Origin of the sequence: Roseovarius nanhaiticus, from assembly GCF_900156535.1 — a bacterium.
GTDB classification, from domain to species: domain Bacteria; phylum Pseudomonadota; class Alphaproteobacteria; order Rhodobacterales; family Rhodobacteraceae; genus Roseovarius; species Roseovarius nanhaiticus.
Genome location: NZ_FTNV01000001.1, coordinates 1115129 through 1134211, shown reverse-complemented (window position 1 = coordinate 1134211; position 19083 = coordinate 1115129). Strand labels below are relative to the sequence as shown.

General features: G+C 62.9%; 19 protein-coding genes. 9 read left to right on the top strand and 10 right to left on the bottom strand.

Annotation, left to right across the window (positions count from 1 at the left end):
• Window positions 1-11: 11 nt before the first annotated feature.
• From BW975_RS05425 to coxB, 9 genes are all read right to left on the bottom strand, one after another.
• Window positions 12-599 (bottom strand): GNAT family N-acetyltransferase, encoded by a 588-nt coding sequence (locus BW975_RS05425; RefSeq protein WP_170846576.1) that lies wholly within the window; start codon window positions 597-599, stop codon window positions 12-14.
• On the bottom strand, window positions 599-1861 hold the full coding sequence (locus BW975_RS05420) for a M16 family metallopeptidase (RefSeq protein WP_076531666.1): 1263 nt from the start codon (window positions 1859-1861) through the stop codon (window positions 599-601). Before BW975_RS05420 ends, BW975_RS05425 begins: the two co-directional genes overlap by 1 nt.
• Window positions 1858-3246, bottom strand: a complete 1389-nt coding sequence (gene thrC, locus BW975_RS05415) for a threonine synthase (protein WP_076531665.1) — start codon at window positions 3244-3246, stop codon at window positions 1858-1860. The genes BW975_RS05420 and thrC overlap by 4 nt, the downstream gene beginning before the upstream one ends.
• Before the next feature lie 3 nt (window positions 3247-3249).
• Complete coding sequence (locus tag BW975_RS05410) at window positions 3250-3939, bottom strand: SURF1 family protein (RefSeq protein WP_076531663.1); 690 nt, start codon at window positions 3937-3939, stop codon at window positions 3250-3252.
• Between the two features lie 120 nt (window positions 3940-4059).
• Window positions 4060-4872, bottom strand: coding sequence for a cytochrome c oxidase subunit 3 (locus tag BW975_RS05405; protein WP_076531661.1), 813 nt, complete (start codon window positions 4870-4872; stop codon window positions 4060-4062).
• A gap of 71 nt (window positions 4873-4943) precedes the next feature.
• Entirely contained in the window at window positions 4944-5510 is a 567-nt protein-coding gene (locus BW975_RS05400) for a cytochrome c oxidase assembly protein (RefSeq protein ID WP_092746230.1), read from the bottom strand.
• 58 nt (window positions 5511-5568) lie between these two features.
• Window positions 5569-5745: a hypothetical protein gene (locus tag BW975_RS18030; RefSeq protein ID WP_170846543.1), complete on the bottom strand. Its 177-nt coding sequence runs from the start codon at window positions 5743-5745 to the stop codon at window positions 5569-5571.
• Window positions 5745-6734, bottom strand: a complete 990-nt coding sequence (locus BW975_RS05395) for a heme o synthase (protein WP_076531659.1) — start codon at window positions 6732-6734, stop codon at window positions 5745-5747. The genes BW975_RS18030 and BW975_RS05395 overlap by 1 nt, the downstream gene beginning before the upstream one ends.
• Before the next feature lie 112 nt (window positions 6735-6846).
• Window positions 6847-7722, bottom strand: coding sequence for a cytochrome c oxidase subunit II (coxB, locus tag BW975_RS05390; protein WP_076531657.1), 876 nt, complete (start codon window positions 7720-7722; stop codon window positions 6847-6849).
• Window positions 7723-8012: 290 nt separating this feature from the next.
• Between coxB and tldD the strand changes: the two genes are divergently transcribed.
• From tldD to BW975_RS05355, 7 genes are all read left to right on the top strand, one after another.
• A complete protein-coding gene (gene tldD, locus BW975_RS05385) occupies window positions 8013-9434 on the top strand; it encodes a metalloprotease TldD (protein WP_076531654.1) in 1422 nt (473 codons plus the stop codon).
• 79 nt (window positions 9435-9513) lie between these two features.
• The gene (locus BW975_RS05380; RefSeq protein ID WP_076531653.1) at window positions 9514-10740 is read left to right on the top strand and encodes a hypothetical protein; all 1227 of its coding nucleotides are present in this window, start codon (window positions 9514-9516) and stop codon (window positions 10738-10740) included.
• Between the two features lie 87 nt (window positions 10741-10827).
• Window positions 10828-11973, top strand: coding sequence for a DNA-processing protein DprA (gene dprA, locus BW975_RS05375; RefSeq protein WP_076533414.1), 1146 nt, complete (start codon window positions 10828-10830; stop codon window positions 11971-11973).
• A gap of 220 nt (window positions 11974-12193) precedes the next feature.
• Window positions 12194-14914, top strand: a complete 2721-nt coding sequence (gene topA / locus BW975_RS05370) for a type I DNA topoisomerase (RefSeq protein ID WP_076531651.1) — start codon at window positions 12194-12196, stop codon at window positions 14912-14914.
• A gap of 158 nt (window positions 14915-15072) precedes the next feature.
• Window positions 15073-15642, top strand: coding sequence for a L,D-transpeptidase (locus BW975_RS05365; RefSeq protein ID WP_076531649.1), 570 nt, complete (start codon window positions 15073-15075; stop codon window positions 15640-15642).
• A gap of 149 nt (window positions 15643-15791) precedes the next feature.
• Entirely contained in the window at window positions 15792-16496 is a 705-nt protein-coding gene (locus BW975_RS05360; RefSeq protein WP_076531648.1) for a CoA transferase subunit A, read from the top strand.
• On the top strand, window positions 16496-17119 hold the full coding sequence (locus BW975_RS05355) for a 3-oxoacid CoA-transferase subunit B (RefSeq protein WP_076531645.1): 624 nt from the start codon (window positions 16496-16498) through the stop codon (window positions 17117-17119). Before BW975_RS05360 ends, BW975_RS05355 begins: the two co-directional genes overlap by 1 nt.
• Before the next feature lie 103 nt (window positions 17120-17222).
• On the opposite strand, the gene BW975_RS05350 is transcribed toward BW975_RS05355, so the two are convergent.
• Window positions 17223-18053, bottom strand: coding sequence for a lytic transglycosylase domain-containing protein (locus BW975_RS05350; protein WP_076533412.1), 831 nt, complete (start codon window positions 18051-18053; stop codon window positions 17223-17225).
• Between the two features lie 374 nt (window positions 18054-18427).
• On the opposite strand from BW975_RS05350, the gene BW975_RS05345 reads away from it, so the two are divergent.
• Complete coding sequence (locus BW975_RS05345; protein ID WP_076531643.1) at window positions 18428-18619, top strand: Flp family type IVb pilin; 192 nt, start codon at window positions 18428-18430, stop codon at window positions 18617-18619.
• 167 nt (window positions 18620-18786) lie between these two features.
• On the top strand, window positions 18787-18981 hold the full coding sequence (locus BW975_RS05340; protein ID WP_076531641.1) for a hypothetical protein: 195 nt from the start codon (window positions 18787-18789) through the stop codon (window positions 18979-18981).
• Window positions 18982-19083: the final 102 nt, after the last annotated feature.

Sequence of the window (19083 nt, the reverse complement as noted above, 5' to 3'; positions counted from 1 at the left end):
GCAAAAGCCGCTTAGAGACCTGCGTCGCTACGCCCGCGCCTGTCGCTACGCAGCGCGGCATAAAGCACATGGGTGCGCCAGCGCCCGCCGATCTGCAGATAGCTTTGCGCGACGCCCTCGTATTTGAAGCCGGATTTTTCCAAAAGACCGCGCGAGGCGGTGTTGGAGGGCAGGCACGCCGCCTCGATCCGGCTGAGGTCCAGCCGGTCGAAAGCATAATGCACAACCGCCGGAATCGCCTCGCGCATATAGCCTTGGCGCGCGTAATCCTCGCCGATCCAATAGCCCAGCGTCCCTGACTGGCTGGGCCCGCGCCGGATATTGTCCAGCGTGATCGCGCCGATCAGGCGTTCATCCTCGCGGCGGATCAAAAAGAGCGGCAGTGCGGTGCCCCCGGCAATGCTGCGCTGCGCCCAGTAGACGCGATTGGTAAACCCCTTGCGCGACAGATGGTCGGCGGCCCAAGTCGGCTCCCACGGGGTGAGGAAGTCGGCACTGTTGCGGCGCAGATGCGACCAGTCGCGAAAGTCGGTCATCACCGGCTGGCGCAGGCTCATCCGCTCGGTCTCGATCCGGATTTTGCGCCGCGTCAGCAGCATCACGCGGCGCGCCGGGTTTGCAGGGTCTCCAGCGACGGCGCATCCTCGACCGGGCCATAAAGGGCCAGCGCAGCAGGCGCACGGGACGCCGTCTGCTCGGCAATGGCGCGCACGTCGGCCAGCGTCACGGCGTCAATCTTCTCGACCACCTCCTCGACGCCGGGCACGCGGCCCCATATCTGGATCATCCGCGCCAGACGCTCGGCCCGGTTCGACGGGCTTTCCAGACCCATCAGAAGTCCCGCCTTCATCTGGGCGCGCGCGCGCTCGATCTCGTCGGGGCGCATGTCGCTTGCGGCGCGCTTCATCTCGTCGATGGTGATCTCGGCGAGGCCCGCCATCGAATCGCCCGAGGTGCCCGCATAGATCGTCATCATGCCCGTATCGGCATAGGCGCCCGCCTGCGCGTAGATGGTGTAGCACAGGCCCCGCTTCTCGCGGATCTCCTGAAAAAGGCGTGAGGACATGCTGCCGCCCAGCGCGGTGGAATAGATCTGCGCCGCGTGAATGGCCGGATCGCCGTAGTCGGGCGATTCGAAGGCCAGCGCCATATGCGCCTGCTCCAGCACCTTGACGGTCCGGCTCTCGCCGCCGCGGAACTGCGCGCGGGGCGCGACCTGCACTTCCTTGGGGGTCATGTCGCCGAACATCGCCTCGGCTGCCTTGACCAGCGCGTCGTGATTCACCGCGCCCGCCGCAGACAGCACCATCTGGCCAGGGTTGTAATGCTGATCGACAAAGCCGGTCAGATCATCACGGCTGAACCGCGCAACACCCTCGTGCTGGCCCAAAATGGCGCGGCCAAGGGGGTGATCGGGATAGGCTTTCTCCTGCAGCCAGTCGAAGATGATGTCGTCCGGCGTATCCAGCGCCTGTCCGATCTCCTGCAGGATAACGCCGCGCTCCGTCTCGATCTCGGCCACGTCAAAGACCGAATTGCGCAGGATATCCCCCACGACGTCCAGCGCCAGCGGGACGTCCTCTTTCAGCACCCGCGCGTAATAGGCGGTCACTTCGCGGCTGGTATAGGCGTTGATATAGCCGCCCACATCCTCGATCGCCTCGGCGATCTGCAGCGCGTTACGGCGCCCGGTGCCCTTGAAGGCCATATGCTCGAGGAAATGGGCGATGCCGTTCTGCTGCGGCAGCTCATTTCGCGCGCCGGCCAGAACCCAGACGCCGATGGCCGCCGATTGCAGCCCCGGCATGTTCTCGGTCACGATGCGAAAGCCGTTAGGAAGTGTGGTGAGATTGACGCTCAATGCGCGGTCCGTTCTTTGATCAGGGATTCGATGGCACCCAGATCGTTGGGCACCTCGGTAATGCGTTCCTCGCGGTCATAAAGGTCCGCCATATGGCTCGGCAAGGGGGGGTGCTGGCCGCTGGCCTCCTCGACCGCCGCCGGGAACTTGGCAGGATGCGCCGTGGCCAGCGTGATTATCGGTACGTCGGGGTCAAGATGCGCCTCGGCCACATGCACGCCGATGGCGCTGTGCGGGCAGAGAAGCTCGCCTGTTTCGTCCCATGTCCGCTTGATCGCGGCGCGGGTCTGATCCTCGTCGCAGCGGCCGGACGAGAAGCTCTCGCGCAGCGCCTCGAGCGCGCCCTGGCTGACGGTAAAGCCGCCCGATTTCAGCTCGTCCATCAACTGCGCGACGGCGGCGCCATCGCGGCCATAGGCCTCGAAGAGGGCGCGCTCGAAATTCGAGGATACCTGAATATCCATCGACGGGCTGATCGAGGGGATAACGCCATCGGGGGTGTAGTCACCCTGACTGAGGCAGCGATGCAGGATGTCGTTCTGGTTCGTCGCCACCACCAACTTGTCGATAGGCAGGCCCATCCGCTTGGCAATGTATCCCGCAAAGATATCGCCGAAATTGCCAGTCGGCACGGTGAAGCTGACCTTGCGGTGCGGCGCGCCGAGCGCAACGGCGGAAGTGAAGTAATAAACCACTTGCGCCAGCACCCGCGCCCAGTTGATCGAGTTGACACCCGCAAGACCGACCGCATCGCGGAACTCGAAATCGTTGAACATGTCCTTCACGCGGGCTTGGCAATCGTCGAAATGCCCCTCCATCGCCAGCGCATGCACATTGGCCTCGGAGGGCGTGCTCATCTGGCGGCGCTGCACTTCGCTGACGCGGCCATGCGGGTAAAGGATAAAGACGTCGACCGCCTCGAGCCCACGAAACGCGTCGATCGCGGCCGAACCCGTATCGCCGCTTGTCGCGCCAACGATACAAACGCGGCTGCCGCTGCGCGTAAGCGACGCCTCGAACAGCTGGCCGATCAGCTGCATCGCGAAATCCTTGAACGCGAGCGTGGGGCCGTGGAACAGCTCTAACAGGTGATGGCCCGGCGCCAGCTGCACCAACGGCGCGCGCGCCGCATGGGCAAAGCCCGCGTAACTGCGCGCGATGATGTCCTGAAATTCGGTATCGGTGAAGGCATCGCCGATGAAGGGGCGCATCACGCGAAACGCGACCTCCTCATAACTGAGGCCCGCCAGCGCGGCGATATCCGCATGGCTCATCTGCGGAATGCTCTCGGGCAGATACAGCCCGCCATCGCGTGCGAGGCCCGTCAGCATCGCTTCCTCGAAGCTCAGGATCGGGGCCTGTCCCCGCGTGGATACGTATTTCATCGCTCAGCCTTCCGTCTCTTGCCGGCGCGTCACGCGCCAGATCAGATACCCGGTCATCGTCAGCCAGATCGCGGCAAGGGAAAACCAGGTGATCGCATATTGCAGGTGATTGTTCGAAATTGCAGCGGTGTCCACCGGCAATGCGGTAATCTCGTCGCTTTGCGGTCCCGCCTCCTGCCGGCGCACCACTACGAGTACCGGCTCGGTCCCCAGCGCATTTGCCATGGCAGGCACGTCGCGGGCAAACCATATGCCGCGCGCGATGTCCGGCTCGGGCGTGTACCCGTCGATCTCGTCCGGCCAGTGCAGATTGCCGACAAGACCCACCTCACCGGTTTCACGCACCGCCGCTTTGGCGTCGAGCGGAATCAGACCCCGGTCCACCATGATCCGGCGTCCGCCGTCCAGGACCAGTGGCTGGATCAGGCGATAGCCTGCGCCAAGATCTTTGGCCCCCACTAGAACGTGCAGAGCGTCCGGCTCCAACGTGCCGGACACCCTTACTGGCAAATATTTGTCATCTTCAGGATCAAGGGTTTCGGGCAGATCGACCGGCGCCGCCGACAGGCGCGCGTCGATCGTCGCAAGAATATTTTCTTTCCAGGCCAGGCGCTGCACCTGCCAGACGCCGAGGCCGATCAGGATGCCGGCACCGACCACACCAATCAACAAAGGCACCAGAATCCGCCGCATGACACCCCGCTTCAAAAGGCAAAATGCGGGAGGTCCATCCCCCCGCATTTTCACTGTTCCAAAAATACTCTCGCCGAAGGCGTCGGATTTTTACTCAAAAATCCGCATATCGCCCTGCTTTTACTGTCCCCAGATGTAAACCGCGGCAAAGAGGAAGAGCCAGACGACGTCGACGAAGTGCCAGTACCAGGCCGCCGCCTCGAAGCCGACATGGTTTTCGGGGGTGAAGTGACCCTTGACCGTGCGCAGGTAGCAGATGAAGAGGAAAATCGTGCCGATGATGACATGCGCGCCGTGAAAGCCTGTCGCCATGAAGAAGTTGGCGCCGTAGATATTGCCGGAGAAGCCAAAGGCGGCGTGGCTGTATTCATAAGCCTGGAAACCGGTGAAGATGAGGCCCAGGGCCACGGCCAGAAGCAGTCCCTTTTTCATGTCCTCGCGGTTGTTCTCATGGACCAGCGCGTGGTGCGCCCATGTCGCGGCAGCACCCGAGCACAGGAGGATCAGCGTGTTGATCAGCGGCAGGTGCCAAGGATCGAACGTCTCGATACCAGCGGGTGGCCAGACGCCATCAATGCCGGGCGACAGCTCGCCCATCGGATACATGGCGTGCTTGAAAAAGCTCCAGAACCACGCGGCGAAGAACATGACTTCGGACATGATGAACATGATGAAGCCATACCGCAGGCCGATGCGCACGACCGGCGTATGATCGCCAGCCTGGTTTTCGGCCACCGTTTCAGCCCACCAGCCATACATGACGTAAAGAACGCCGACAAAGCCGATCAAGAACACCCAAGGCTGGTTGTTCTCGACGGCAGGCGACATCCAAAGCACTGCGCCGAACAGCATGATGAAGCCCGCGACCGCGCCTAGAAAGGGCCATATAGAGGGAGTCAGGATGTGGTAGTCGTGGTTCTTTTCATGTGCCATATCGGGCTCCCTCGTGGTCGGGCTTGTCATTGGGCGGCGCCTTGCCCCGTGCGGGCGCCGGGCGGGCCGTGTCAGTTCACGGTTCTACCGGTTTCCGCGTCATTCGCAAGTGCCGCCTGCTGCTCGGGCAGGTCGATCTCGTAGAATGTGTACGACAGGGTGATGGTGTGCGTGTACTTTGCGTCGCGGTCATTGACGATCTCGGGGTCGACAAAGAAGGTTACGGGCATCTCGACCCGTTCGCCTGGCTGCAACACCTGCTCGGTAAAGCAAAAGCACTCGATCTTTTCGAAAAAGCCGCCGGCCTCGTAAGGCGTCACGTTATACGACGCCTGACCGGCGATCGGGCGGTCCGTCGGATTATAGGCCTCGTAGAAGGCCAGCCCGGTCTCGCCGATGCGGACTTCCATCTCGACCTGCATAGGCTTGAACGACCATGCCATGTCGCGCGACAGGCTGCCGTCGAAGCGCACCTTGATCGTCTCGTCCAGAATGACATCCGAGTCGCCCTGCGCGACGCCAGTCACACCGCCAAAGCCGGTGACGCGGCAGAACCAGTCGTAGAACGGCACAGAGGCCCATGCCAGCGCGCCCATGGTGACGACCACGCCCACCAGCTGCAACACGGTCTTGCGCATGCTTTTGGGGCGCTCACCGCGCGTTCTGGGCATGTCCGCGCCCTTTTCGTTTTCGTTGTCAGTCGCCATATCCAGCTCCCTTCGCGGTATCGGGGATCACGAACTCATCTTGGCTTACCTTGGCAACGGTCAGGCCGAAAACCAATGCGACAAATGCTGCCAGAACAACGCCAAGACCGAGGTTGCGACTGAACCTGCGGCTGTGCATCTCGTGGCTTTTGCGGAAAAATGCCATCAGATGCCCCAACCTGCCAGCGGCATCAGGCCGCCGTCGACGATAACGCCCATGCCGCGCAGGGACGCGTCAATGAGAATCGCGGTGAAGAGGCCAAAGAGATAGTAAAGCGAATGCTTGAAGACCTTCTTTTCGACGCGGTAGTGATCGGCCTCGGCCGCCGTTTCGTCCCGGCGCCAGATACGCCAAGCCCCGCGCAGGAAGAGCGCATTCAGAGCTACCGCCGCGATCAGATAGGCCGGACCACCGATAGACGTTGCCAGCAGCGCGAAGGACACCGGCACCAGTAGCACCGTATAGGCCAGGATATGGTTGCGTGTAACGCGGCGACCATGGGTCGAGGTCAGCATGGGCACGCCCGCCTCGTCGTAATCCGACTTCATGAAGAGCGCGAGAGCCCAGAAATGCGGCGGCGTCCACATGAAGATCAGCGCGAACATCAGGACCGATTCGATGCTGACACCGCCAGTTGCCGCGGCCCAGCCGATCATCGGGGGAAAGGCGCCTGCGGCACCGCCGATGACGATGTTCTGCGGTGTCCACCGCTTGAGCCACATCGAATAGATCACGACGTAGAAAAAGATGGTGAAGGCCAAAAGGCCCGCCGCAACCATGTTGGTCGCGAGGCCCAGCATGATGACCGAAATCGCCGACAGCGCGATGCCAAAGCCGAACGCCTCGCCTTCGGTGATGCGCCCCGAGGGGATGGGCCGCTTGCGCGTGCGCTTCATGATGCGGTCGATGTCAGCGTCCCACCACATATTCAGCGCGCCCGATGCCCCGCCGCCGATGGCGATAAAGAGGATCGCGGTAAACCCGACCACCGGATGCACGCCCACGGGCGCGGCCAGAAGGCCAACCAATGCGGTAAAGACGACCAGCGACATCACGCGCGGCTTCAGCAGCGCGACGAAGTCAGAAAATCCGGCATCCTGCGGCTGGGCGGTGCCCGTCTGCGATTGGCTTGCGTTGAGGCTTGCGTCGCTCATGTCGAACTCCGGTCGCGGGCGGCGCAACCGCGCGGCCCTTCAGGATGGGATCGTATGACATCCGCCCGCCCCGATTGCGCGGGACGGGCGAAATGCGGTGCCGCTAGGGCAATTATTGCGCCGACGCGACCTTGTAGCTCTCCTGCACGGGCAGGCCTGCGAACTCTTCGATCGCGCCTTCAAGCCACTGGTCATAGGCCTCCTGGCTGACGACCTTGACCGTGATCGGCATATAGGCGTGATCGGCGCCGCACAGCTCGCTGCACTGGCCGAAATAGACGCCTTCGCGCTCGGCCTTGAACCAAAGCTGCGCAAGGCGGCCGGGAACGGCGTCCTGCTTCACCCCAAAGGCAGGAATGGTCCAGCTGTGGATCACGTCCGCGCCGGTGACCTGCATCACCACGGTCTTGCCCACGGGCACGACAACGGCGGTGTCGGTGGCCAGCTTGAACTCATCCTTCGAGTAGCCTGCCTCCTGCAGCTCTGCGATGACTTCGTCATTCAGGATCTTGCCGCTGCCGATCATGAAGCTTTGGAAGCCGAAATCGTGATCGGTGTACTCATAGCCCCAGTACCACTGGTAGCCGGTCACCTTGATGTTGATATCCGCCTCGGGAATTTCCTGCTGCTTGAACAGGACGGGCAGCGAAAAGGCCCCGATGAAGACCAGGATCATGATCGGGACCACGGTCCAGGCGACCTCGACCGGCGAATTGTGCGTGAACTTGGCCGGGTTGGGGTTGGCCTTGCGGTTGAAACGCACGATCGCATAGAGCATCAGGCCGGTCACCAGGACCGTGATGGCCGTGATGATGACCAGGACCATCCCGTCCAGCCACTGCAGATCGCTTGCCAGCTCGGTTGCGGCGGGCTGAAAACCGATACCGCCCTGCGTCGGCTTGCCCACGATCTCGAGATTGTCCTGCGCCAGCGCGGGAAGGGCAGTAAAGGCTGCCATCGTGGCAAGCAAAGAAGAAATGTATCGCATAAGGCACCTTGATCGGTTGAAGCGGATATATCGTTGCGCGGGCGCCGCGCCGTCCTGCCGGGGACCGGCCCCGTTGTATCTGGCGCTGTTAAAAACATATATCTTCGGGTGAGACAAGATTGACGGTTGCGGCAAACAGACGCTTTGCTTGATTTAGATCAAAAAAGCGGGCGCAGCGTCGCCGCGGTCGGACCTTTTCCAAATCGGCCACGTTGGCGCGGCCAATACGTCAGACATAGTGCGCGGCGCCGGTTTTTCCGGCCCATGCCTTTAGTAGTAGGAAAAACCCCATGACCGGCAGCCCCTTTCGCCCCTTCGAGGACAATCTGGACAAGGATGCGGCGTTGTCCCACCTGAGGCGCGCCACCGCGGGCGCCGACGACGGCGAGCTGTTCTTCGAGCGTGCGCGCAGCGAGGCTCTGGTTTTCGATGACGGGCGGGTCAAGACGGCCAGCTATGATGCAGGCGAGGGATTCGGCCTGCGCGCCGTGCGCGGCGAGGCGGTTGGATATGCCCATAGCTCGGACATAAGTGACGCGGCGCTTGGCCGTGCGGTGGATACCGCGCGGCTGGCCGTCGGCGATGGCGGCGGCATCATGGCCCCTGCCCCGCAGGCCACGAACCGGCACCTTTACACGGATGTCGATCCCATCGCCGGCGCGGCCTTTCCGGTCAAGATCGAGACCCTGCGCGAGATCGACGCCTTCGCCCGCGATCTGGACCCGCGGGTGGTGCAGGTCACCGCGGTCATCTCGGCCTCCTGCCAGGAAGTCGAGATACTGCGCCCCGATGGCACCCACCTGCGCGACGTGCGCCCGATGACCCGTGTCAACGTGTCCGTCATCGTCGAAGAAGATGGCCGCCGCGAGCAAGGCACGGCTGGAGGCGGCGGCCGCGTGGGCCTCGACGGTCTGATCGCGCCCGAAGGCTGGCAGGGCAAGGCGCGCGAGGCGCTGCGCATCGCGCTGGTCAACCTGCGCGCCGAGTCTGCGCCCGCCGGCGTGATGGATGTTGTGCTCGGGCCCGGCTGGCCCGGCATCCTGCTGCATGAGGCGATCGGGCATGGCCTTGAAGGGGATTTCAACCGCAAGGGCGCCTCGGCCTTCGCGGGCCTGATGGGCCAGCGGATCGCGGCGCCGGGCGTGACCGTGCTGGATGACGGCACCATACCAGACCGGCGCGGTAGCATCTCGATTGACGACGAAGGCACGCCCTCGCACCGCAACGTCCTGATAGAGGATGGTATATTGGTGGGCTACATGCAGGACCGCCAGAACGCGCGCCTGATGGGCGTCGAGCCCACGGGCAACGGGCGCCGCGAAAGCTATGCCCACGTGCCGATGCCGCGCATGACGAACACCTACATGCTGGGCGGCGATGCAGCGCCGGACGATATCGTGGCGGACCTCAAAGACGGGATCTATGCCGTCGGCTTCGGCGGCGGGCAGGTCGACATCACCAACGGCAAGTTCGTCTTCAGCTGCACCGAGGCTTACCGCGTCAAGGACGGCGTCGTCGGCGCACCCGTCAAGGGTGCGACCCTGATCGGCGACGGCGCGACCGCGCTTCAACAGATCCGGGCCATCGGCAATGACATGGCGCTGGACCCCGGTATGGGTAATTGCGGCAAGGCGGGCCAGTGGGTGCCGGTGGGCGTGGGCCAGCCGACCTTGATGATCGGCGGGCTGACCGTGGGCGGATCGGGCGGCTGATGTATTTCTTTTAGGTCGTCTTGGCATTTCGGGTTATCCTGCCAGCGGTCCAAATTCCGCTGGCAAAGGAGGCTCTGCAATGCGCCGATTTTTCCTGATAGCCTTGCTTGCGCTATGTGCCTGCAAGGAGGAAACGAAAGCCGATGGCGCGATTGCTCTGCCGCGCCCGGAGGCTGCGCCCTTGGCCTATTGGGAGCCGGCGGAATGGCAACGCACGGGCGACGAGCTTCTGCCGCTCGATAATATCGGCGCTCAACTTGCCCCGATATGGCGTGAGGTCTCGTCCTGCGGCGAAGTCGCCTATCAATCGCCGGGACGCAGTGACGCCTTCGAGATACGCCTTCTCTACATCTACGACCGAGCCGCGCAGCGCTTTGCGAACCTTGCCTGCGATATGGAGTCGCATGGCTATTACGTCTCGCATGTCGCGCGCGTCAAAAAAGACGTCTGGAGCGATTACGAAATGGCGGTCCAGCCGCGCCATTTCACTTTTTTGCGCATCCAGTCCGCCGACGGCCTCGCAGATTTCATGCTATATCATGTCGCCGGCTATCATCCGGGCAGCGAGAGCCCTCAGGTCGGCGGCTGCAATCGCGACGAAGGCTATTGCTGGCTCGACTACTACCCAGGTTACGTGACCAACCTGTCCAACGGTCTTTATACGCGTTTCAAAATCGCCCGAACCGATCGGAACGATCATATCGAGGATAGCGGCGCGGTTGCCCTGCTGCTGGGGAAGGACATGCCCGAGGTTGCCGCCTTTGTCGGAGGCGCCACGGACGGCATCCCGCGCGCTCTGGCGCAGCGCGCGCTTGTGCGCGAAGTGCAGCGGCAGTATCCCGAAGGCTTGGGCGAGGCGCTGGACCTCTACGGGTATACCAGGCCCATGACAAACGGTGTGGTGATCGAAGATGTCGGTGCCAATTTCGGCCTTGCCGGCACTGACGCGTCCTATCTGATCACCACGATAGGCGAGCCAGTTTGCGAGCCGACCGAAAACGAAGCCGTGCGCCAGTGCAAGCTGATCGTGGAAACCAGCCTTTTCGCCTATAATCGCGCAACCGGATCGCGGCAGACAAAATTTGCGCAGATCGCGAATGTTGCCGCCTCGGGCAACCAGCGCGGTGAGATCGAGGCACTCTTCGTGCGCGGCGAGGATGGCTGGCGAATGATCATCACGGATCAGATCGCGCGATTCCTGTCGGGGGTGGATCGCAAGAATGACTGGGTCGTGGTCACCAGCGACGGGCGCACCCTCAGCGGGGCGCCGGCGGTGTCCTGCATTGCCGATCCGTCCCTTTGCTAGGCGGAAGCCGGGTGCGGAAGATATGTGGTTTACGCTATGTTAACCACCCGTGCGCTACACATGATTCTGCAAGCAGGCGGAGCCATGATGTCCGAGGAAACACATCCTTCCACTCACCCCCCACTCCCACCCACCACGGAAGATGATCGGGTATCGTGGCTTCGTCTCTTGCGCTCGCGGCGCGTCGGAGTGGCAACTTTTTATCGCCTCCTGGCCGAGCATGGCACCGCGCAGGCCGCGCTGAAGGCGCTGCCCGAGGTGGCTCGCGCCGCCGGGATCGACGATTATACCATTTGCCCCGAGGGCGTCGTGATTGCCGAGATGCGCGCCGCGCGGATGGCCGGGGCGCAGCTGCTATTCGTAACCGATCCGCTTTATCCGGACGCATTGCGCGATATCCCGGACCCGCCCCCCATCCTCTGGGCGATGGGTGATCTGGGCGCTTTGGCGCGGCCCAAGCTGGCCATGGTCGGCGCGCGCAACGCTTCGTCACTGGGCACGCGCATGGCGCGCGCACTGGCCGCCGATCTGTCGAAGGCCGGCTATGTCATCGTGTCGGGCCTCGCACGCGGCGTTGATACGGCGGCGCATCATGCAAGCGTCGAAGGTGGCACCATCGCCATCATGGCCGGGGGTGTCGACGTGCTTTACCCCGCCGAGAACGCCAAGTTGGCGGGCGAGATCCTGCGCTGCGGCCTGCGCCTCTCCGAGATGCCGATGGGCACGGTGCCCCAGGCGCGCCATTTTCCGCGCCGCAACCGCATTATCAGTGGCCTTGCCAGCGCCGTTGTCGTCGTCGAGGCGGCGGCCAAGTCCGGCTCGCTCATCACCGCGCGCAACGCCCTGGATCAGGGGCGCGAGGTGCTGGCAGTGCCAGGCCATCCTTTCGATGCACGCGCGGCAGGATGCAACATGCTGATCCGCGATGGCGCCCGCCTGGTGCGCAGCGCTGCCGATGTGATCGAGGCGCTTCCCGCCGAACGCGAAGATTATGCACCCGATCCGCAGTTGGACCTGCCCACCCCACAGCCCACCAAGGAGCGCGGATTGCGCGAAGTGGCCGATCTGCACAGCCGCATCCTGGACCGGCTCGGCCCCTCGCCCTTAGCCGAAGATCAGCTGATCCGGGACTTGCAGGCGCCGGTGCGCAGCGTCGCACCCGCCCTCATCGATCTGGAGCTCGACGGGCGGATCCGCCGGCAGGCGGGCGGCCTTTTGTCGCTGGCAGACTAAGCGACACGGCCCTGCGGCCTGTCCGCGCCGCGCATTGACAATCCCTCTTGCGCCACCACATGGTGCCCCGCCATAAGCGCCACTCGACCGGTCCATGCCGGAGGTCACGGGATTCGCAACCAGATTACCGGCTCGGCCCGCGCCTGCAAGATACGCCACGTGTCGCCCATGCCCGCCCATTCAAGGCTGGGGGCGAGACGAAAGACTGAAGAGGAAGTCCATGCCCGTCGTCGTCGTCGAATCCCCCGCCAAGGCCAAGACCATCAACAAGTATCTTGGCCCAGGATACACCGTTCTGGCGTCCTACGGCCATGTGCGCGACTTGCCTCCAAAGGACGGCTCGGTCGATCCCGACAACGGATTCGACATGAAATGGGAAGTGGGCGCCGACAGCCGCAAGCACGTCAAGGCGATCGCCGATGCGCTGGCAGACGACAACGCGCTGATCCTCGCAACCGACCCTGATCGCGAGGGCGAGGCGATCAGTTGGCATCTGGAGGAGGCGCTGCGCAAGCGAAAGGCCATCAAGAAGGACACACCCGTCAGCCGCGTCGTCTTCAACGCGATCACAAAGACTGCCGTCACCGAGGCGATGGCCAACCCCCGGCAGGTCGATGCGCCACTGGTCGAGGCATATCTGGCGCGCCGCGCACTGGATTACCTCGTCGGCTTCAACCTCAGCCCCGTTTTGTGGCGCAAGTTGCCGGGCGCCAAATCGGCGGGCCGTGTGCAATCGGTATGTCTGCGCCTCATTGTCGAGCGCGAGATGGAGATCGAGGCGTTCAACCCTCGCGAATACTGGTCGGTCAAAGCGCTGCTCGCCACGCCGCGCGGACAGGAATATGAGGCGCGGCTGACCACGCTTGCGGGATCGAAACTGGACAAGTTCGATCTGGAAAATGCGACACAGGCCGAAATGGCGGTGCAGGCGGTGTCGTCTCGTGCGTTGAAAGTGACATCGGTCGAAGCAAAACCGGCCAGCCGCAACCCCAGCGCGCCCTTCATGACCTCGACACTCCAGCAGGAGGCCAGCCGAAAGTTCGGCATGGGCGCGCGCCAGACGATGAGCGCGGCGCAGCGCCTCTATGAGGCGGGGTACATCACCTATATGCGGACCGACGGGATCGACATGGCGCCCGAGGCCGTGACCGCTGCGCGTGATGCCATCGCGGACCGCTATGGCAAGGATTACGTGCCGAAAGAGCCGCGCATCTACAAGAACAAGGCCAAGAACGCGCAAGAGGCGCATGAATGCATCCGCCCTACCGAAATGTCCAAGGACGCCGCCGCGCTGAAGATCAGCGACCGCGATCAGGCGCGCCTTTACGATCTGATCTGGAAACGCACGCTGGCCTGCCAGATGGCGGGCGCCCGGCTGGAGCGCACGACGGTCGAGATCGGCTCGGATGACGGGCAGGTCGGCTTGCGCGCGACGGGCCAGGTCGTCCTCTTCGACGGCTTCCTGCGCGTCTACGAGGAAGGCCGCGACGATGTCGAGGGGGATGAGGACGGCGCGCGCCTCCCGCAGATTGCGGAGGGCGACAAGGCCTCCTTCGGCAAGTCGGGTCTGCGCGATCAATTCGCCAAGGCCGACAAATCCGATAGCCTTGTCGAGGATAGCGCCAAAGGCATGGCCCGCCATGATGCCGCGATCCTCGCCGAGAATGCCGCTGTTCTGGGCCTGCAATCGCATACCCAGCCGCCGCCCCGCTATACCGAGGCGACGCTGGTCAAGCGGATGGAAGAGCTTGGGATTGGCCGCCCTTCGACCTATGCCAGCATCGTCACGACGATCCAGGACCGCGAATATGTGCGCAAGGATGGCAACCGCCTGATCCCCGAGGATAAGGGCCGCATCGTCACGATCTTTCTGCTGAACTTCTTTCGCCAATATGTCGGCTACGAATTTACCGCCGATCTGGAGGAGGAGCTGGACCATGTCAGCGCCGGGGAAGCAGATTGGAAGGACATTCTGACCCGCTTCTGGCGCGATTTCTCGGCTGCGATATCCGAGACCTCCGAGCTGCGGATCTCGGAGGTGCTGGACGTGCTGGACGACGCGCTGGCGCCCACGCTCTACCCGCCGCGCGAGGATGGCACCGATCCGCGCACCTGCCCGCTTTGCGGCGAAGGCAAGCTGCACCTCAAGACGTCAAAGTCCGGCGGCTTCGTCGGCTGCGGGCGCTATCCCGAGTGCCGCTACACCCGCCCTATCGGCGGTGATGCCGCCGAAGCGGGTGACCGGGTGCTGGGCGAGGATAACGGCGACGAGATTTCCCTGCGCTCGGGCCGCTTCGGACCGTATGTCCAGCGCGGCGAGGCGACCGAAGAGAACAAGAAACCGCCGCGCGCGTCCCTGCCCAAGGGCTGGACGCCGGATGCGATGGATCTGGAAAAGGCGCTGACCCTGCTCAGCCTGCCCCGCGAGATCGGCGAGCATCCCGAGGGCGGTATGATCAGCACCAATTTCGGTCGCTTCGGCCCCTATGTCTTCCACAAGGGCCCCGAGGATGCCAAGGGGATCTACGCCAACCTCAAGGATCCGGCGGATGTGTTCGAGCTGGGCATGAACCGCGCCGTCGAGCTTTTGGCCGAAAAGCGCGCCAATCCCGGCGGACGCGGGCGCACGGCAGCCAAACCGCTGAAGGAGCTGGGCGAGCATCCCGAAAGCGGCGGCGCGATGTCCGTCATGGAAGGGCGCTATGGCCCTTACGTTAAATGGGAGAAGGTCAACGCGACCATCCCCAAGGGCACAGAGCCCGAGGACGTGACCGTCGCAATGGCTGTTGATCTGATCGCGGCCAAGGCGGCAAAATCGGGCAAGGGCAAGAAGGCGCCGGCCAAGAAGGCCGCCGCGCCCAAAAAGGCCGCCACCAAAAAAACCGCTGCCAAAAAGGCGCCCGCCAAGAAGACTGCCGCGAAAAAAACCGGGACCGACTGACCCGGCCGCCGGGGCACCGAATGCAGGTCGTATAGAACAGCGGCGGCGCATTTTTGCCGCTGCGCACGGCTTTGTTATTGGCCACGCGCCAAAGAATGCCCATATACGAGGCTTGGGGGCGGAATGCCGCCCAATACTATTCGAAAGGACACCGTGCCATGAAACAGTCAGGTCTCAGCCGCCGCGCGGCATTGATCGGGGGCGCTGCCGCTCTTGGCGGTCTGGCCGCGCCCAGCATAGTGAAAGCGCAAAATCTCGAGGGCACGCGGCGAAATGCGTCCAGCTTTGTCACGCAGAACTGGCAGGATCATTTCGACACGCTGGGCAGCGGCGCAATCGTCTGCGATACAGGCTCGCGCGCGCTGCATTACTGGAATTCGGACGCCACCGATTATCGCGTCTACCCCTCCTCCGTTCCGATGACGGATGAGTTGACGCGTACCGGCTATACCAAGATCGTGCGCAAGAAGGTCGGCCCCGACTGGACCCCGACCGCCAACATGAAGGCGCGCGACCCGTCCCTGCCCGATTACATGCCGCCGGGCCCCGACAACCCGCTGGGCACGCATGCGATGTATCTGACATGGCCCGCCTACCTGATCCACGGCACGCATGACACGCGCAAGATCGGGCGCCGTTCGTCCTCGGGCTGCATCGGTCTTTACAACCAAAAGATCGAAGAGCTGTTTGCGATCACGCCTATTGGCATGCAAGTTCGCGTTATCTGAGCCTCGCGCTTTCACGGTCGCCCGTACGTTTCGGGCGGCCGTAGTATCGGCTGATACCCCCATATCCGGAACCATCACGCGGGGCTGGCATTGACTCTGGCACCTAGGCTGCGCACAACCGCAGGAACCGTGCTTGAGAGGGGATCTTCATGAAAAAAGTGTATGGAAATGCAACCGAGGCGCTGGAGGGTTTGCTGCGAGATGGCATCACCATCGCAGCCGGCGGTTTCGGCCTTTGCGGTATTCCCGAACTGCTGCTGCAGGCCATCAAAGAGCATGGCGCCAAGGATCTGACCTTTGCCAGCAACAATGCGGGTGTGGATGACTTCGGCATTGGCATCCTTCTGCAGACCAAACAGGTCAAGAAGATGATGAGCTCTTATGTGGGCGAGAATGCCGAATTCATGCGCCAGTATCTGGCGGGCGAGCTTGAGATCGAGTTCAACCCCCAAGGCACTTTGGCCGAGCGCATGCGCGCCGGCGGTGCGGGCATTCCGGGCTTCTACACCAAGACCGGCGTCGGCACGCAGGTCGCCGAGGGCAAGGAGCACAAGGATTTCGACGGCGAGACCTATATTCTCGAGCGCGGGATCGTGGCGGATCTTTCGATCGTCAAGGCGTGGAAGGCCGACGATACGGGCAACCTGATTTTCCGCAAGACTGCGCGCAACTTCAACCCGCCCGCCGCGATGTGCGGCAAGGTCTGCGTCGCCGAGGTCGAAGAGATCGTCCCGCGCGGCAGCCTTGACCCCGATCACATTCACCTGCCCGGCATCTACGTGCACCGCCTGATCCAAGGTGAGCACGAGAAACGCATCGAGCAGCGCACGACACGCAAGAGGGAGGAAGCCTGATGCCCTGGGACCGCAACCAAATGGCCGAGCGCGCCGCGCAGGAGCTGGAAGACGGCATGTATGTGAACCTCGGCATCGGTATCCCGACGCTGGTGGCGAACTATGTCGGCGACAAGGAAATCACCCTGCAATCCGAGAACGGCATGCTGGGCATGGGCGCCTTCCCCTATGAGGGCGAGGAAGACCCGGACCTGATCAACGCCGGCAAGCAGACCATCACCGAGCTGAACCGCACCGCCTATTTCGATAGCGCGACCAGCTTTGGCATGATCCGGGGCGGCAAGATCGCCGCGGCAATCCTCGGTGCGATGGAAGTGGCCGAGAATGGCGATTTGGCGAACTGGATGATTCCCGGCAAGCTGGTCAAGGGCATGGGTGGCGCGATGGATCTGGTCGCGGGCGTGGGCAAGGTCATCGTCGTGATGGACCACACCAGCAAGCATGGCGACAGCAAGCTGCTCAAGGAATGCAGCCTGCCGCTTACCGGAACCGGCGTTGTCGACCGGATCATCACCAATCTGGGCGTGCTCGACGTGGTTGAAGGCGGTCTGAAGATCGTCGAATGCGCTGACGGCGTCACCGAGGACGAGATCCGCGCCGCGACCGAGGCGACCATCGTTTAACCCCAAGTCTCCTTGCGGGGTCTTGCCAAGAAAATTCGAATTTTCTTGGCGCTGAACATAGAGGGCGGTGCCATCCGGCGCCGCCCTTTTCAGTTGGCCGCCGTCAATTCGCCATCGCCATGTTCAGCGCACATCCGTCCGAAATGAACTCCGGCCGGGTCTTGCAAAGCCCACGTGCGAGATCATAGGCGGCCAGCACCTTGGGGACGTAATCACGCGTCTCGGCATAGGGCGGCACGCCCTCATTCGCCTTCACGGCATTCTCGCCCGCGTTGTAGCCGGCCAGCGCCAGAATGGGATCGCCCTCGAACTCGCGCAGCAGCCAGTCCAGATACGCGACACCACCGCGGATATTCTCGGCTTCGGACAGGCTGTCAGTGACGCCAAAGCGCGCGGCGGTATCGGGAATAAGCTGCATCAGGCCCTGCGCGCCCTTTTCACTGACCGCCGTGCGGCGGCCGCCCGATTCCACCGCGATCACGGCAAGGACCAATGCCGGCGACACCTCCGTGCCAATCGTCGCCATCAGGATGTTCTGCCCCTGCGCAATGGCAATCTCCTGCAGATCCTGCAAACGGTAGCGCGGGCTGGGCAGCCCCTCGGGCGGTTTGGCCAGCACGCGCAGGGCCTCGTCAAAACGGATCGTGCCGGCATCGGCATATCCTGGCGGGACCTTTTCCCAGAACCAGCCGTAACTGGCCGTGCGCGCTGGCGTCTTGGGTGCGGCGGCGGCTGTCTCGCCGTCATCCACTCGCGGAGTGCTGCGGGCCGGGGCGGGTTGATCGCCCGGCTTGATCTGAACGTCGATGCGCTTGGACGCCCCCTTGGCCGGCGGCTTACCCATCTTGAAGGTAAACTCGGGAAACGGGGCCGGATCCGCCACGGCGGGCGCGGCAGGCCATAGCAGCAGCGCCGCCGCGAGAGGGGCAAGGATATGGTGCACGTGTATGATCTGCCTGTTTGTGCTGTCGATCTGCGTCGGTCTTTTGCACAAATCATCGCAAATAATCGCCTCCGGCGCCAGATAACTTGCACAAATGGCTTGTTTTCGTCCCGTGCGGGCAGGCGATCGAGCAATCGCACCAGATTTTTTAGATTATTTTCACAAATAAAAACAAAGTCTTAACATTAACCGCATCTTTAAAAACACCGCGCGCCAAAATCGAACCAATCGCGCCCAATTTGCGCCTTCATTGACCGGCAAAAACTACTCATCCGAGGCGCTAGGGGCCAACAGAGAGAGGCGGCCCCAGACAGCAAACCGGTTAGAAACCTGACTGAACTTATGATCCTTTGGAGGGACAACACATGATCAATTTCATCAAGACTTTCCGTGCAGACGAAGATGGCGCCGTGACCGTTGACTGGGTCGTTCTGACCGCAGCTGTCGTGGGCCTGGGCGTCGCCGGTGTGGCAACTGTCAAGGGCTCGGTCTCGACATTGGCCAGCAAAATTGAACAGGGCGTGGAAGCGACTTCCGTCGAGGGTGTGGCTAATTAATCCCGCCGGATTTGCCTTGAGCTGACCACCTGATATCGAAGAGCCGCAGGTCATCGATTTGCGGCTCTTCCACCCTTCGGGGTTTAGTCGTGGCGTCGCCCGCAGACCATCGCTCGCGCACCCGATGCATCTCTCAATGATTTAAGAACACAGAGAGCGAGCATATTATGTTGAATTTCATCCAATCCTGGCTCGACGACGAGAGCGGCGCAATCACCGTTGACTGGGTTGTTCTGACCGCAGCCATCGTCGGCCTTGGCGTCATCGCCGTCGCCGCGGCGCGCGATGGCGTGGACAGCCTGACAGCCGATATCGACACTGGCGTCACCGCCACAAAAGTTGCCGGCGTAGAAGCCGAATAAACCGGGCCCAGCCCTGCGCCGCAGTCTTGCCGCAAGGTGGCCTCGTTCATGACATGCCGGCGGACCATAATGGTCCAAACGGCAGGCTCCCCCGCGTTGACG

Excerpts from the sequence above, each read along its gene's own strand:
- BW975_RS05425 (WP_170846576.1), bottom strand. The coding sequence starts at position 599 with ATGCTGCTGACGCGGCGCAAAATCCGGATCGAGACCGAGCGGATGAGC.
- thrC (WP_076531665.1), bottom strand. The coding sequence starts at position 3,246 with ATGAAATACGTATCCACGCGGGGACAGGCCCCGATCCTGAGCTTCGAG.
- BW975_RS05410 (WP_076531663.1), bottom strand. The coding sequence starts at position 3,939 with ATGCGGCGGATTCTGGTGCCTTTGTTGATTGGTGTGGTCGGTGCCGGC.
- BW975_RS05405 (WP_076531661.1), bottom strand. The coding sequence starts at position 4,872 with ATGGCACATGAAAAGAACCACGACTACCACATCCTGACTCCCTCTATA.
- BW975_RS05400 (WP_092746230.1), bottom strand. The coding sequence starts at position 5,510 with ATGCGCAAGACCGTGTTGCAGCTGGTGGGCGTGGTCGTCACCATGGGC.
- BW975_RS18030 (WP_170846543.1), bottom strand. The coding sequence starts at position 5,745 with ATGGCATTTTTCCGCAAAAGCCACGAGATGCACAGCCGCAGGTTCAGT.
- BW975_RS05395 (WP_076531659.1), bottom strand. The coding sequence starts at position 6,734 with ATGAGCGACGCAAGCCTCAACGCAAGCCAATCGCAGACGGGCACCGCC.
- coxB (WP_076531657.1), bottom strand. The coding sequence starts at position 7,722 with ATGCGATACATTTCTTCTTTGCTTGCCACGATGGCAGCCTTTACTGCC.
- tldD (WP_076531654.1), top strand. The coding sequence starts at position 8,013 with ATGACCGGCAGCCCCTTTCGCCCCTTCGAGGACAATCTGGACAAGGAT.
- BW975_RS05380 (WP_076531653.1), top strand. The coding sequence starts at position 9,514 with ATGCGCCGATTTTTCCTGATAGCCTTGCTTGCGCTATGTGCCTGCAAG.
- dprA (WP_076533414.1), top strand. The coding sequence starts at position 10,828 with ATGTCCGAGGAAACACATCCTTCCACTCACCCCCCACTCCCACCCACC.
- topA (WP_076531651.1), top strand. The coding sequence starts at position 12,194 with ATGCCCGTCGTCGTCGTCGAATCCCCCGCCAAGGCCAAGACCATCAAC.
- BW975_RS05365 (WP_076531649.1), top strand. The coding sequence starts at position 15,073 with ATGAAACAGTCAGGTCTCAGCCGCCGCGCGGCATTGATCGGGGGCGCT.
- BW975_RS05360 (WP_076531648.1), top strand. The coding sequence starts at position 15,792 with ATGAAAAAAGTGTATGGAAATGCAACCGAGGCGCTGGAGGGTTTGCTG.
- BW975_RS05355 (WP_076531645.1), top strand. The coding sequence starts at position 16,496 with ATGCCCTGGGACCGCAACCAAATGGCCGAGCGCGCCGCGCAGGAGCTG.
- BW975_RS05345 (WP_076531643.1), top strand. The coding sequence starts at position 18,428 with ATGATCAATTTCATCAAGACTTTCCGTGCAGACGAAGATGGCGCCGTG.
- BW975_RS05340 (WP_076531641.1), top strand. The coding sequence starts at position 18,787 with ATGTTGAATTTCATCCAATCCTGGCTCGACGACGAGAGCGGCGCAATC.